Source organism: Rhodococcus tibetensis, assembly GCF_024438035.1.
Taxonomy (GTDB): Bacteria; Actinomycetota; Actinomycetes; order Mycobacteriales; family Mycobacteriaceae; genus Rhodococcus_F; species Rhodococcus_F tibetensis.
Window position 1 is genome coordinate 143,586 of sequence record NZ_JANFQF010000011.1, and the last position, 14,885, is coordinate 158,470.

At 67.5% G+C, this 14,885-nt stretch carries 6 protein-coding genes; 4 read left to right on the forward strand and 2 right to left on the reverse strand.

The features are described from left to right. Positions 1-14: 14 nt before the first annotated feature. From NOF53_RS15180 to NOF53_RS15195, 4 genes are all read left to right on the forward strand, one after another. Positions 15-284 (forward strand): helix-turn-helix domain-containing protein, encoded by a 270-nt coding sequence (locus NOF53_RS15180; protein WP_255969952.1) that lies wholly within the window; start codon positions 15-17, stop codon positions 282-284. Positions 285-360: 76 nt separating this feature from the next. Beyond that, positions 361-3,627 (forward strand): arabinosyltransferase domain-containing protein, encoded by a 3,267-nt coding sequence (locus NOF53_RS15185; RefSeq protein WP_374212613.1) that lies wholly within the window; start codon positions 361-363, stop codon positions 3,625-3,627. A gap of 91 nt (positions 3,628-3,718) precedes the next feature. Next, positions 3,719-7,042: an arabinosyltransferase domain-containing protein gene (locus NOF53_RS15190; protein ID WP_255969956.1), complete on the forward strand. Its 3,324-nt coding sequence runs from the start codon at positions 3,719-3,721 to the stop codon at positions 7,040-7,042. Between the two features lie 186 nt (positions 7,043-7,228). Continuing rightward, positions 7,229-8,203: a hypothetical protein gene (locus NOF53_RS15195; protein WP_255969959.1), complete on the forward strand. Its 975-nt coding sequence runs from the start codon at positions 7,229-7,231 to the stop codon at positions 8,201-8,203. A gap of 38 nt (positions 8,204-8,241) precedes the next feature. Here the strand turns inward: NOF53_RS15195 and NOF53_RS15200 are convergent, their stop codons facing one another. Both NOF53_RS15200 and pks13 read right to left on the reverse strand, forming a co-directional pair. Further along, positions 8,242-9,786 carry an acyl-CoA carboxylase subunit beta gene (locus tag NOF53_RS15200; RefSeq protein WP_255969962.1) on the reverse strand — a complete coding sequence of 515 codons (1,545 nt, stop codon included), beginning with the start codon at positions 9,784-9,786 and terminating at the stop codon, positions 8,242-8,244. Further along, positions 9,786-14,771: a polyketide synthase Pks13 gene (gene pks13 / locus NOF53_RS15205; protein WP_255970128.1), complete on the reverse strand. Its 4,986-nt coding sequence runs from the start codon at positions 14,769-14,771 to the stop codon at positions 9,786-9,788. The genes NOF53_RS15200 and pks13 overlap by 1 nt, the downstream gene beginning before the upstream one ends. Positions 14,772-14,885 lie beyond the last annotated feature (114 nt).

Genomic DNA, 14,885 nt, shown 5'->3' on the forward strand with positions numbered 1-14,885 from the left:
TTACTATATGGCACATGGTGCGTGTGCCGTTGACAGCCGAGGAACTCGAACGCGGGCAGAAGCTGGGCGAACTCCTGCGCGCCACCCGGGGAGACAGAAGCATGGCCACCGTCGCGCTCGACGCAGGCATTTCGGTCGAAACTCTGCGCAAGATCGAGACCGGGCGCATCGCCACTCCCGCATTCTTCACCATCGCAGCAGTGGCCCGGGTCCTCGGCCTGTCGCTCGACGAGGTGGCCGAGTCCCTCACCCCCGTCGTGACCGGAAAAGCGGCAGCATCCTGACGCCCGTCAGCTCAATCCGTGCGAGTTGCCTCCGGCGCCCGGCACACCCACACGGGGCAACGCCTAACATCGTCGTGTGCCGTCCGATGTAGCAGAGAAGCCCGTGCGTTCGCCGTCAGAGCGGCAGCCGCTGCCCGACATTCGAAGCATCCGCACTTCCCGGCTCATCGCGATCGTCACCGGCCTGCTCGGTTTCGTGCTCGCACTCGCCACTCCCTTGCTGCCGGTCGAGCAGGACACTGCCTCGATCGCCTGGCCGCAGAACGGCGTCCTCGAGAGCGTCGACGCCCCGCTGGTGTCCTACGCGCCGCTGAACATGCAGGTCTCCGTGCCCTGTTCGGCGTTGGCGCAGCTCGGCGGGGGCGGTGGCACCCTCGTGTCCACCCTGCCGAACGGGGCGCCCGACTTCGACAAGGCCGGTCTGGTGGTGCGGGCGGGAGCCGACGGCACGGTCGACGTCATCGCCCGTGGCAGCACACTGATCTCCGCGGCCCCCGCCGACGTGCAGGGTTGCGACACAATCTCCGTTACCTCCGATTACCAGCGCACATCCGCCGAGGTGACCGGTACCGCGGAACCCGTCACAGGGTCGATCGAGGGCGATGCCCGCCCGCAGCTGGTCGGCATCTTCACCGACCTGCGCGGCGACACCCCGGCCGGATTGAACGTGCACGTCGACCTCGACTCCCGGTTCTCGTCCAGCCCGACTCTGCTGAAGCTGCTCGCGATGATCGTGTGCGTCCTCGCAACCCTGGCGTCGCTGTACGCGCTGCACCGGGTGGACGGCATCGACGGCCGACGCGCCCGCCGCTTCCTGCCCGCGCACTGGTGGAAGTTCACGGGCGTCGACGCCGTGGTGATCGGGACGTTGCTGCTGTGGCACGTGGTCGGCGCCAACACTTCCGACGACGGCTACCTGCTGGGCATGGCCCGGGTGTCCGAGCATTCGGGTTACATGGCCAACTACTTCCGCTGGTTCGGTGTACCGGAAGCACCGTTCGGCTGGTCGTACGAGCTTCTCGCGGCCCTTGCCAAGGTGAGCACGGCGAGCATGTGGATGCGACTGCCCACCCTCCTTGCGGCACTGCTCTGCTGGATGGTGATCAGCCGCGAAGTCATACCACGACTCGGTGTCGCGGTGCGGCGCAACCGAACTGCCCTCTGGACGGGCGGGCTCGTCTTCCTGGCGTTCTGGCTGCCCTACGACAACGGCCTGCGCCCCGAACCCGTGATCGCGCTCGGCGCCCTGCTCACCTGGTGTTCTATCGAACGCGCCATTGCCACCGGACGGCTGCTTCCCGGCGCGGTGGCCGTGCTGATCGCAGCCTTCTCCCTCGCCGCGGGTCCGTCCGGTCTGATCTGCATCGCCGCGCTCATCGCGGGTGCGAGGCCGATCCTGCAGATTGTGATCGCGCGGGGTCACCGCGTCGGATTCGCGTCGCAGATCCTCCCCGTTCTCGCCGCGGGCACCGTCGTGCTCGTCGCCGTCTTCGCCGATCAGACACTCGCGACCGTGCTCGAGTCGACTCGTGTGCGGACAGCCGTGGGCCCCAACGTGGCCTGGTTCGACGAGCGGGTGCGCTGGGACGCGCTGCTCGGCATCTCCCCCGACGGCTCGCTCGCACGCCGGTTCGGTGTGTTCGTCATGCTGCTCTGTGTCGTCCTCTGCGTGATGCTGATTCTGCGCAAGGGCAAGGTGCCGGGCACGGCGATCGGCCCGTCACGCCGCATCCTCGGCATCGTTTTCGCATCGCTCCTGCTCATGATGTTCACGCCCACCAAGTGGACCCATCACTTCGGTGTGTACGCCGGGCTGGCCGGATCGGTAGCCGTACTCGCTGCGGTCGGGGTCGGAGCCAGAAGCATCCGCTCCAAACGCAACCGCACCCTGTTCGCCGCGGGCATCCTCTTCATCCTCGCCGTCGCCTTCACGGGATCCAACGGCTGGTGGTACGTCTCGAGCTACGGAGTCCCGTGGTGGGACAAGCCGCCGATGATCGCGGGCAAGGGCTTCTCCACCCTCTTCCTCGGCCTCACCGTGCTCGCCTTGCTTCTCGCCGCCTGGTACCACGTCCGGGAGCCGTACGGAAAGGATGTCGGGCCGAACGGGAAACGTGCGCGTGCGCTGGCTCCGTCACCACTCACCATCGCTGCCGGGGCCGTGGTCCTGTTCGAGGTGCTGTCCCTGCTCAAGGGAGTGGTCGCGCAGTACCCCGGCTACTCCATCGGGAAGGCGAACATCGAGTCGTTGACCGGCGGCACCTGCGCCCTCGCCGACGAGGTGCTGGTGGAGACCGATCCCAACGCGGCCCTCTTGCGTCCGCTGGCTCCGATCACCGACCCCGACGGTGCCGGCGCCTTCGCTGCCACCACGGCCGACGGGTTCACCGCCAACGGCATCGCCCGCGACCTCACCGCCGACTCCGAGAAGATCAGCAAGGGCGGGGCCAACACCGTCGACACGGACACCGACGAGACCACCACCGGTACCAGCTCCGGTACCGGCGGCGGCACCGAGGCCACCGCGGGCGTCAACGGCAGCACCGTCACGCTGCCGTTCGGTCTCGACCCCGCCCGCACGCCCGTCCTCGGTAGCTACCAGACCGGGGAGCAGAAGCCTGCCGCGCTGACCACGGGGTGGTACGGCCTTCCCGAGCGCACCGACGACGCACCGATCGTGACCCTCTCCGCCGCCGGGCGCATCCGGTCGGTCGACGCCGATGGCGTCGTCACTCCCGGGCAGGTGCTGAGGGTGGAGTACGGCTCCACCGGTCCCGACGGGGCCGTCACCACGCTCGGTAGCATCGATCCCATCGACATCGGACCGTCGCCGTCCTGGCGGAACCTGCGTGTCCCGCTCGAGTTGCTGCCTGCCGACGCGAATGCCGTGCGGCTCGTGGCCGATGATCCCGACACCGACCCCGACCAGTGGCTCGCCGTCACCCCACCCCGGGTGCCGAAGATGCAGACACTGCAGACTGTGGTCGGCTCCACCGACCCGGTGCTGCTGGACTGGGCAGTCGGGCTCGCCTTCCCCTGCCAGCGCCCCTTCGACCACCGGTACGGCGTCGCCGAGGTACCGCAGTGGCGGGTTCTGCCCGACCGCATCGGCGCCGAGTCCACGAACGCCTGGCAGGACAGGATCGGCGGTGGCCCGCTGGGGTGGACCGACCAGCTCCTGTCGGCGAGCACCCTCGCTACTTACCTGTCGAACGACTGGGACCGTGACTGGGGGTCCCTCGAGCGGTTCACTCCTCGTGACGGTGGTGCGACGCCGGCACAGGTGGAGTCGGAGCAGGTCACCCGGTCCGGTACCTGGTCGGCGGGACCGGTTCGCTACTGAGTTCCACTCTCCTTACCGACGGGTAGGTTCGCCCGTGGCGTTGGGAACCGCGGATATGACTCCTCAGGTTCCTGACATACCATCGACAACCGTGCCCGACGCCGTGACAATCCCTGTGTCCGAAACCGCAGCCACTCCGCCGCCTGCCCGGCAGGACCGGCGGAGCGAGTACCGGACCGCTCGCCTGGTCGCCATCGTCACCGGCCTCATCGGGCTCGTGCTGGCGTTGGCCACCCCCTTCATGCCGGTGGAGCAGAGCACCGCAACGGTCAACTGGCCGGAGAACGGCGTGGTCAGCGACCTCGAGGCACCGTTGATGTCGCAGGTGCCGGTCGATCTGTCGGCCACGATCCCGTGTTCCGCGGTCGCGGGACTGCCCGAGCGTGGCGGGATCCTGCTCTCGACAGCACCCGCGCAGGGTGACGGCGCCGCGTTGAACGCCATGTTCGTGCGCGTGTCGGACAAGTCCGTCGACGTCCTCGACCGCAACGTCACCATCGCGACGGCACCGCGCGAACAGGTGCAGTCGGGCGCCTGCACGGAGATCCGCATCACGTCCGACATCGACACGACCTCGGCGGAGTTCGTCGGGCTGAGAACCCCCGCCGGGGCTCCCATCGCCGGACAGCTGACCGGTGACCTGCGACCGCAGGTGGTGGGGGTCTTCAGTGACCTCCGGAACGGCGCGGCCCCGGCCGGCCTCTCGTTCACGATGGACATCGATTCCCGGTTCTCGTCGAGCCCCACCCTCATCAAGCTCGTCGCGATGATCGTGGCCCTCCTCACCACCGCCATCGCCATGATCGCCCTCGGCCGACTCGACGGCACGGACGGACGTGGGCACCGCAACTTCCTGCCGTCGCACTGGTGGAAGTTCACCGGCCTCGACACGCTCGTCGTCGGCACCCTCGTCCTCTGGCACTTCATCGGTGCCAACACCTCGGACGACGGATATCTGCTCACCATGGCGCGGGTGTCCGACCACGCCGGTTACATGGCCAACTATTTCCGCTGGTTCGGTGTCCCCGAGGCCCCGTTCGGCTGGTACTACGACGTCCTGGCGGCCATGGCCAAGATCTCGACGGCCAGTCCGTTCATCCGGCTGCCCGCACTGATCGCCGGAATTCTTTGCTGGATGGTGATCAGCCGCGAGGTGGCACCTCGCCTCGGCCGCTCCGTGCGCCGCAACAAGGTGGCACTGTGGACCGGGGGCCTCGTCTTCCTCGCGTTCTGGCTGCCCTACAACAACGGCCTGCGCCCCGAACCCATCGTGGCACTCGGCGCGCTGCTCACCTGGTGCTCCATCGAGCGCGCGATCGCGACCGGACGGCTCCTGCCCGCGGCCGTTGCCGTGCTGATCGGTGCGTTCACACTTGCGGCCGCCCCGACGGGTCTGATGTGTGTGGCTGCCCTCCTCGCCGGTACCCGTCCGCTGGTTCGCATCATCGTCAAACGTCACCGGCAGTTGGGCACGCTGCCGTTGCTGGCGCCGATCGCCGCCGCCGGCACCGTCGTCCTGGTGGTGGTGTTCGCCGATCAGACCCTGGCGACCGTCCTCGAAGCCACCCGGGTGCGCACTCTCATCGGACCGAACCTGGAGTGGTACAAGGACTTCCTGCGCTACTACTACCTGTTCGTGCCGACCGTCGACGGATCCGTCGCTCGCCGGTTCGCGTTCCTCACCATGATCCTGTGCCTGCTCACCACCCTGTTCATCCTGTTGCGGCGCAGGCGGATTCCCGGTGCGGCCACCGGACCGTCGTGGCGCCTGCTCGGAGTGGTGTTCGGAACGATCTTCTTCATGATGTTCAACCCCACCAAGTGGACCCACCACTTCGGGGCATACGCAGGCATCGCCGGTTCGCTCGCCGCACTCACTGCTGTCGCGGTGTCGGCGTCCGCGCTGCGGTCGCGTCGCAACCGCACCATCTTCCTCGCCGGACTGCTGTTGATGCTCGCACTGACCTTCGCCGGCATCAACGGATACTGGTACGTCTCGAGCTTCGGGGTGCCGTGGTTCGACAAGACGGTGTCGCTGGGTGGTCGCGAATCCAACACCCTCTTCCTCGTCCTGTTCGGTCTCGCGGTGGCACTCGCCGCCTGGCAGTACCTGCGTGAAGGCTTCGCCGCGCCGCCCGTCCGGCCCAACACAGAAAAGGGCAGGCGCATCAGGAAGTTCGCTGCCGCACCGCTCACCGTCATTGCCGGGGTCATGGTGCTGTTCGAGGTGGTCTCCCTCCTCAAGGGCGCGGTGTCCCAATACCCGGCGTACTCGCTGGCACGATCCAACTTCGACTCCGTTGCCGGTCAGACGTGCGGCCTTGCCGAGGACGTCCTCGTCGAAGGCGACACCAACGGCGGCAATCTCGCACCCATCCCCGACCCCACGACGCCACTGGCCGACCCCGCCGATCCACTCGGTGGTGCCGCGCCCACCGGCTTCTCCCCCAACGGTGTGCCCTCCGATCTCACCGCCGATTACGTCGAGGTCAAACAGGGCATGGGCAACACCGACAACCAGAGCGTCGGCCCCAGCTTCGAGACCGGCGGCAGCGCCGGCACCAGCGGCGGCACCGGACGCACCGGCGTCAACGGCAGCACCGCCAAGCTTCCGTTCGGACTCGACCCCAGCACCACCCCGGTCATGGGCAGCTACCAGGAAGGCGTCCAGGAACCGGCCACATTGTCGTCCAGCTGGTACGCACTTCCCGAGCGCAGCGAGAAGTCCCCGCTCGTCGTCATGTCGGCCGCGGGACGTATCTGGTCAGTCGACCCGACGGGCGCCACCACCTACGGGCAGTCCCTCCTCGTCGAGTACGGCAAGCGTCAGCCCGACGGCACCGTGCAGATCCAGGGCACCTACCTGCCCAAGGACATCGGGCCCGCGCCGTCGTGGCGGAATCTGCGGGTCCCCATCGACGAACTCGCACCCGACACCGACGCGGTCCGGATCATCGCGAACGATCCGAACCTCACCGGCGATCAGTGGCTCGCGTTCACCCCGCCTCGGGTTCCGACGCTCGACACGCTCAACTCGACGATCGGCAGCACGCAGCCGGTTCTCCTCGACTGGGCCGTGGGGCTTCAATTCCCTTGCCAGCGACCGTTCGACCACCAGAACGGGGTCGCGGAGATGCCGAACTACCGCATCCTCCCCGACCGGCCACTCGCCGTCAGCTCCACCGACACCTGGCAGTCCGCCGAAAACGGTGGCCCGCTAGGGTTCACCGAACTGCTGGCAGGCGCCACCGCCATCCCCACCTACATGCGGGACGACTGGGGTCGCGACTGGGGCTCGCTCGAGCGTTTCGACCGGTACTACCCGGACGCCACCGCAGCCAACGTCGACGCCGCCACCAGCACCAGGTCCGGACTGTGGTCGCCCGGCACCCTGCGGGTGTACGACAGCCCGTAGCCCCTCTCCTGCGTTGATTCGACCGATGTCACACGGGTGCAGTTCGGCTGCGCGCGTGTGACATCGGTCGTTCGGGGCAGTCCACCTCGGCGTGGGTTATCCACAACTTCCGGTTCATCCACAGGCCAATGTGCCACCTCCACGTTCCCGGCCGAGTGCCCGAGGACTCACGGCATGCTCTGTTCCATGCAACGTGGAACCTGGGCCGACGACCTTTCTGCTGTCACCGCAATCAGCCGGAACGCCGTGGTGCGGACGGCCGCCCTCGAACGGCTGGGCATCGCGAAGGGAACGATCTCCGCACGCTGCAGTGAGCGTGGTCCGTGGCAGCGCATCCTGCCCGGCGTGGTCTTGCTGCACAACGGGCCGCCCACGACGCTGCAGCGGAACCTGGCGGCGCTCGAGTACGGCGGACCCGACTCACTGCTGTCGGGGCACGCAGCACTGGCCGCACTCGGGTACAACCAGTCGACGTCGAGAAACGATGTGCTGCTTCTCATTCCATCGATCCGCCATCGACGTGACTGGGCGTACGTGAAGGTCGAACGGACGTGGCGCATGCCCACCCCGGTCCAGCGCGGACAGCTCCGGCTCGCGCCTCCCGAACGCAGCCTCCTGGATGCGGCGCGGCGGACCCTGCAACCCGACAGTTGTCGTGCGCTGCTCGCAGACGGGGTTCAGCGCGGCGATGTCACGATCGACGACCTCGCGCGGGAACTCGCGTCGGGCAGCCACCGGGGAAGCCGATTACCGCGCGCGGTACTTCGGGAGCTGAGCGAAAACGCACATTCCGTCGCCGGGGCTCACGCTCAGAAGTTGTACTCCTCGAGTGACCTTGCGCCCATGCAGCACAACGTCGACGTGCTCTCGGCCACCGGCCAGTGGCTCGCCCGTCCCGACGGGTGGCTCGACGACGTGGCCGTGGCATGGGAGATCGACACGCTGAAGTATCATTTCTCCGCGGAACTGCACGAGGCCACCGTCATTCGGCGGGCGCGGATGCAGCGAGAGGGCATCGTCGTGGTAACCCACCTGCCCGAGCAGATCCAGACAGAACCGGCGACCGTGCTGGCAGACCTGCGCGCCGCCCGGACCCTCGCAGCCTCACGCCGGCGCCCCTCGGTGTTCGTCAGTGCCGAGCACCTTCGGCGGTCGGCGTGACCTCCGTGGTTCCCGGCGGTTGTGGCGGCGGGAGGGTGTCAGAGGGGCATCAAGTCGTGCTTGCGCGGATTGCGCTGCACCGTCTTGTCGCGCAGCATCGTCAGCGCCTTACGGATCTCGAGCCTGGTCGTGGAGGGCTCGATCACCGCGTCGATGTAGCCTCGCTCGGCGGCGATGTACGGCGTCGCGATGTTCTCGTTGTAGAAGTTGATCAGCTGACGCCGCACCGCGGGAGCGTTGTCGCCGGCGGCCTCGATCTGACGGCGGCCGATGAGATCGACGGCACCCTCGGCACCCATGACGGCAATGCGGGCGGTGGGCCACGCAAAGTTGATGTCGGCCCCGAGCTGCTTGGACCCCATGACGGCGTACGCGCCGCCGTAAGCCTTACGGATCACGACCGTCACCTTGGGAACTGTCGCGGTGACGAACGCGAAGATGAACCGCCCGCCCCGCTTGATGACGCCGATCCTCTCCTGTTCGAGACCCGGAAGGAACCCAGGCGTATCGACCGCGAACACCAGCGGGATGTCGAAGGCGTCACAGATACGGATGAAATGAGCGGCCTTGTCGGACGCCGCGGCGTCCAGTGCGCCCGCCGCGACCAGCGGCTGGTTCGCGATCACTCCGACCGTGCGCCCGTCCACTCGCGCGAAGCCGGTGATGATGTTCAGCGCGACCTGCCCGCCGATCTCGTGGAACTCACCGTCGTCGAAGATCCGAAGAAGGATGTCGTGCATGTCGTAGCCGGCGTTGTCGGCGTCGGGAATGAACGTGTCGAGATCCCGGTCGGAGTCCGTGATCTCCGGTTCCAGACCTGGGTTGACGACCGGCGGCAGCTCCATGCAGCTCGACGGCAGGAAGCTGAGGTATTTGCGCACCCACTCGAACGCGGCCTTCTCATCGGCCGCGACATGGTGCAGGTTGCCGTACTGCGCCTGGTTCCGGGCGCCACCGAGTTCCTCGAGGCTGACGTCCTCGCCCGTGATCTTCCGCACCACGTCGGGTCCGGTCACGAACATGTACGACTCCTCCGTGGCCACGAGGATGTCGGTGTTGATGGGCGCGTACACGGCACCACCGGCGCACTTACCGAGGATCATGGAGATCTGCGGGCACATCCCGGACAGGGGCTCCTGACGGCGGCCGAGCTCCGCGTACCACGCCAGCGAGGTGACCGCGTCCTGGACACGGGCGCCACCGGAGTCGTTGATGCCCACGCAGGGGCAACCGATCTTGGCCGCGAATTCCATGATCGCCGCGACCTTCCGGCCGAACATCTCGCCGACGGAACCACCGAAGACGGTCTGGTCGTGGGAGAACACCGCGACCGGGCGTCCCTCGACGGTGCCGTGGCCCGTGACGACACCATCGCTGTACAAGGCGTTGGGGTCACCGGGCTGGCGCATGAGTGCACCCACCTCGATGAAGCTTCCCGGGTCGAGAAGCATGTCGATGCGTTCGCGTGCGCTGGGTATCCCCTTCTTCGCACGTTTGGCGATCGCCTGCTCCCCCGCGGGTTCCTTGGCTACGTCGAGCTTCTCACGCAGCTCCGCCAGCTTCTCTGCGGTGGTCGTGGTCACTACTGTGCTCCGATTCCGACGGCTCGGATGGCCGCCAGCTTCTTGGTGAGATCGGCCCCGACCTTGGCGATGTACGGCTCGTCGACGATCTGCAAGTGGTCGCCGCCGACGTGGATGATCTCCAGGTTCTCCACTGCGTCACCCCAGCCGCCGTCGGGCTTACGAGTCTTGAAAGCGGGCTCGAGCTGCATGACGTCGTCGTGATAGCGGTCGGCCATGTAGAGGACCACCTCGCCGTCGTACTGCTCGAGCTGGGCGGTTTGGATGGCCCGGTTGTCGAGCCACGACGTGCGCTGGTGCTCGATGATGCCGCCGGGAATCTTGGTGCCGCTCAGCTTCAGCAACTCCGTGAGGATCTTGACCTGCTCCTCGTCGCTGCCTGCCGCCGCGAGTTTGTCGTACGGCAGCGGGTAGTCGACGTTGTAGGTCTTTTTCGCGAACGCCGCGTAACGCTGCCAGCGCTTCCGGATCTCGTCCGGAGTCTCCGGCACCTCTTCGCCCGCCATGACGGTGTCGATCAGGCCGACGATCCGGACGTCGGCGCCCTCGGCGCGCAGCAGCTTGGCCACCGCATACGCCAGCACACCACCGAGCGACCAGCCGTACAGCACGTACGGCCCCTCGCCCTGGATCTCACGGATCAACGGGAGGTACTCGGCGGCCCGCTTTTCGATCGGACCTTCCGTGCGCTCGAACCCGTACATCGGCGTGCCCGCAGGCAGTCGCTTGAGCAGCGGTTCGTAGACCACGGTCGACCCGCCGGCCGGATGGAACACGAACACCGGTACGGCAGTAGACCCTTCGGGACGCGCGCGCAGCGTGCGCACCAATCCATCGATCTTGCCGGAGTCCTCGAGGAATCCGCGGACTACGTTGGCCAGCTCCTCGATGGTGGTGGCATCGAGGACGTCGTCGAACGTGATCTCCCCGTTCGCACGCTCGGACAGGCGTGCTGCCAGCTTCTCCGCCACCTCGTCACCGACGATCGGCAACGTGTTGAAGATGCCCTTCGCGGACTCCCCGGTGACGACCGCCCACGTGGCGAAGGTCAGCCGCTCGGCCGCATCACGCGGTGGGACGTCCGAACCTGTCGCATCCGCGAACGCTTCCTTACTCTGCAGCGAATTACCGTCCGACACAGCGGTTTCTTGCATGGCCGGTTCCGCCACCCGCTCCGGCGCCGGCGTCGACTCGACGGTAACTTCGGCTTCGACGGACGTGTCCTCGGCATCATGAGCGGACTCCGCCGCCTCCGCATCATGCGCCGACTCCGCCGCCTCCGCGGCCTCCTTCTCGGCCTTCTGCTTGTCGGCGAGCGCCTGCACCTCTTCACGGTTCTCCACCGCGTACCGCAGGTACTTGCCCACCTCCATGAGATTGGCGTCCTTGACGGCCTGCAACTGAAGCTGCGGGATGTCGAACTCGTACTCGACGCGATTCTTGATCCGCACGGCCATCAGCGAGTCGAGGCCCAACTCGATGAGCGGGATCTCCGCGGGCAGATCTTCCGGCGAGTAGCCCATCGACTCCGCGACGATCAGCGCCAAGCGGTCGTCCAGCGACTGCGAACCGTTCGGGTCCCACTTGTCCCCGATGTCTTCGACGACCTCGGGCAGCTCCTCCACCGGTTCGGTCGACGGCGCCGCGGTAGCCACCGGCTCCGGGAGCACCGCACCCGAGGTGACGGCTGCATCGAACAGCAGAGTGAAGCCGGACGCGCTCCGGGCATGCACCTGGACGGACGCACCACCGGGATGAGTGGTGAGCGTGGTGGTGAGGGTTCCGTCCACCGGGACCTCGGCGTGGGAAATCGACGCGGTCAGCGCGACATCCGACAGCACCCGGGACGCGGCGGCGGTGACCAGCGCGGGCAGGTCGGTGACGACGTCTGCCTGGACCTCCCACACGTGGCGGCCATCGGGCAACGACACGTGCGCACCGGGAACGCGGTTGTTCCCGCTCGACGTGATGCGACTCTCCACCCAGTACGGCTTCCGGAGCCACGCCGTGCGCGGCACGGGCGCGTAGTCGCCTTCGGGCAGCAACGACGACAGGTCGACCGCGTGTCCGTGTACGTACAACTGCGCGAGCGCGGCGAGCACACCGAGCGGCTCGTCTTCCTTGCGCTTGAGCGTCTGGATGAGCTGCATGTCGTGCAAGCCGGCGTCGAAAGCCGTCGCCGCCACCGACATCAGTGCCACGGGGTTCGGCGACAACTCCACGAACGTGGTGTGCCCGCTTCCGACAGCGAGGCGCACGGCGTTGGTGAAGTACACGCTGTGGCGCAGACCCTTGGTCCAGTACTCCTCGCGGTGGATCGGCTCGTGACCGGCGCGGTAGTAGGTGTCCTGATCGACCGAGGAGTACACGCCGAGCTGCAGCTTGGTGGGCTCGATGCCGGCCAGTTCGGCGGCCAGCTCGCCCAACAGGGGGTCTACCTGAGAGGTGTGGCTCGCGCCCTTCGTCTGAAGGACCCGGGCCATCTTCTCTTCCCCCTCGGCCCGCGCGACGATCGCGTTGACCTCGGACTCGGGTCCCCCGATCACCGTATGGGTCGGAGCCGCGTACACGCAGACCTCGAGATGCGGGAAGTCCGGGAGAACGGTCTCGATCTCGGCCGCGCTGTATTCGACGAGTGCCATCAGACGGATGTCGTCGCCTTCGAGCGTGGCCTCGGCCTCACCCATCAACCGCGACCGGGCGCAGATCACCCGCACGGCGTCCTCGAGTGGCAGACCACCGGAGATGTACGCCGCGGCGGCCTCGCCCATAGAGTGACCGACCACGGCCTCCGCCTCGGCACCGTGATGACGCAGCAACGCCGCCAGGCCGATCTGGATGGTGAAAATGCCGACCTGCGACGTCTCGACGTCGTAATCGATGCTGTCGTCGAGGAACTTCTCCTTCATGGAGTAGCCGGCCTCGTCCTCGATCAGCGCATCGACTTCGTCGATGGCCGCAGCGAACACGGAATTCTCGAGATACAGCTGCTTGGCCATCTTGCGATGCTGGGAACCGAAGCCCGACAGCACCCACACCGCGCCCTTCGACGACGGCGAGTCAGCCGAGAACACGCCATGACCCGGCTTGCCCGCGGCGACCGCACGCAGTCCGGTGATGGCCTCGGAACGAGTCTTCGCCAGGACCACGGCGCGGGAACGACCGTGGTTGCGGCGAGCGAGGGCACGAGCGACATCGGCGAGGGGCGTGGTGCTGCCCTCTTCCGTTTCGAGCCAGTCGGCGAGGTCGGCGGCGGCGCGGCGACGACGCGAGGGCAGCGCACCCGACACCGAAAGGACGACGGTCTGCGGGGCGGGCGTGGTCTGCGGGGCGGGTGCGGCGATGTCGGCCGTGCCCGCAGCACTGTCGACGGAGTCCGGTGCCTCGGTCTCGTCATCTGCGACCGGGCCGGTGTACTCACGCACGACGACGTGGGCGTTGGTGCCACCGAAGCCGAATCCGGACACACCGGCCACCGCGGCGCCCGAGTAGCGCGGCCAGGCGGCACCTTCCGGAATGACCTGCAGGTGAGCCTTGTCGAACGCGATGTACGGGTTGGGTCCCGCGTAGTTCAGGGTGGGCGGCAGGGTGTCTTCCTGCATCGCCAGCACGACCTTGATGAGTCCGGCCGCACCGGCCGCTGCCTCGAGATGCCCGAAGTTGGTCTTGGCGGACCCGAGCAGCGCAGGCTTGTCGTCGGCACGTCCACGCCCGACGACGCGGCCGAGCGCGTCGGCCTCGATCGGATCACCGAGGATGGTGCCGGTGCCGTGAGCTTCGATGTAGTCGACAGCCGAAGGATTGATGCCGGCGTCGCGGTACGCGTGTCTCAGGACATCTGCCTGAGCGTCCGGGTTCGGTGCCGCGAGACCGTTGGAACGGCCGTCCTGGTTGACCGCGCTACCGGCGATCACTGCCAGAACCTGGTCGCCGTCGCGCTCGGCATCGTCGAGGCGTTTCAGGACGACGAGACCTCCGCCCTCGGCCCGGATCATGCCGTCTGCGTCGGCGGAGAACGCCTTGATCCGGCCGTTGGGGGCCATCACCCCCAGCTGGTCGAAGCCCAGCGTCGCGGGGGGAGTGACGAGCATGTTGACGCCGCCGGCGAGTGCGACGTCGGATTCGCCGGACCGCAGCGAACGCACAGCCTGATGCACGGCGACCAGTGAAGAGGAGCACGCCGTATCGAGCGCGACGGACGGCCCGCGGAAGTCGTAGAAGTAGGAGACGCGGTTCGCGACGATCGCCGTCGACGTGCCGGTCAGCGCATACGGATGAGCGCCGCCCTCGGCACTGACCGCCAACATCTGATAATCGTTGGCCGAGCTGCCGATGAACACGCCGACCTGCTCACCCTTGAGATCGCTCGCGGGAATGCGGGCGTGCTCGAGAGCCTCCCAGGTCAACTCCATGGCCAGGCGCTGCTGCGGGTCGACGTTGACGACCTCGAGCGGGGACATCGCGAAGAACTCCGCGTCGAAGCCCTTCACGTCGTCGAGGTAGCCGCCCTGAGTGTTGGCCTTCTCGACTGCTGCCTTGATCTGCGGGTCGGCGGTGAACTCCTCCCACCGGCCCTCGGGCAGATCGGAGATGCCGTCGCGGCCCTCCGCAAGCATCTCCCACATCTCGGCCGGGGTCTTCCCGGCTCCCGGGAATCGGGTCGAGAGTCCCACGATTGCGATGTCGTGTGCGTCCGACGTCGGCGCGGCCGCGTAGTAGGCGGCATCGGCCGAATCGTCGAGCTGCTCGGGCTCACCCTCGATGATGCGCGTGGCAAGTGAAGCGATGGTCGGGTGCTGGTAGGCGACCGTCGCCGTGAGCGTCACTCCGACCAGTTCTTCGATCTCGCCGCTCAAGGCGACGGCATCGCGGGACGAGAGGCCGAATTCTTCCATCGGGCGGTCGTCGGTGATCTGGCCGACCGGCTGGCCGGTGGCGTCGGCGACCCAGTTGCGCAGCCACTCACGCAGCTGCGCGACCGTCATATCGCCGGCAGACCCCGTCGCCCGGTCCACATCGCTCGTGGTCGCCTTCGCCCCGCCCGCGCTGTTACCCCGGTCTTCATTCAATTCAGCCATCAACTCACCAAGCTACCCGTC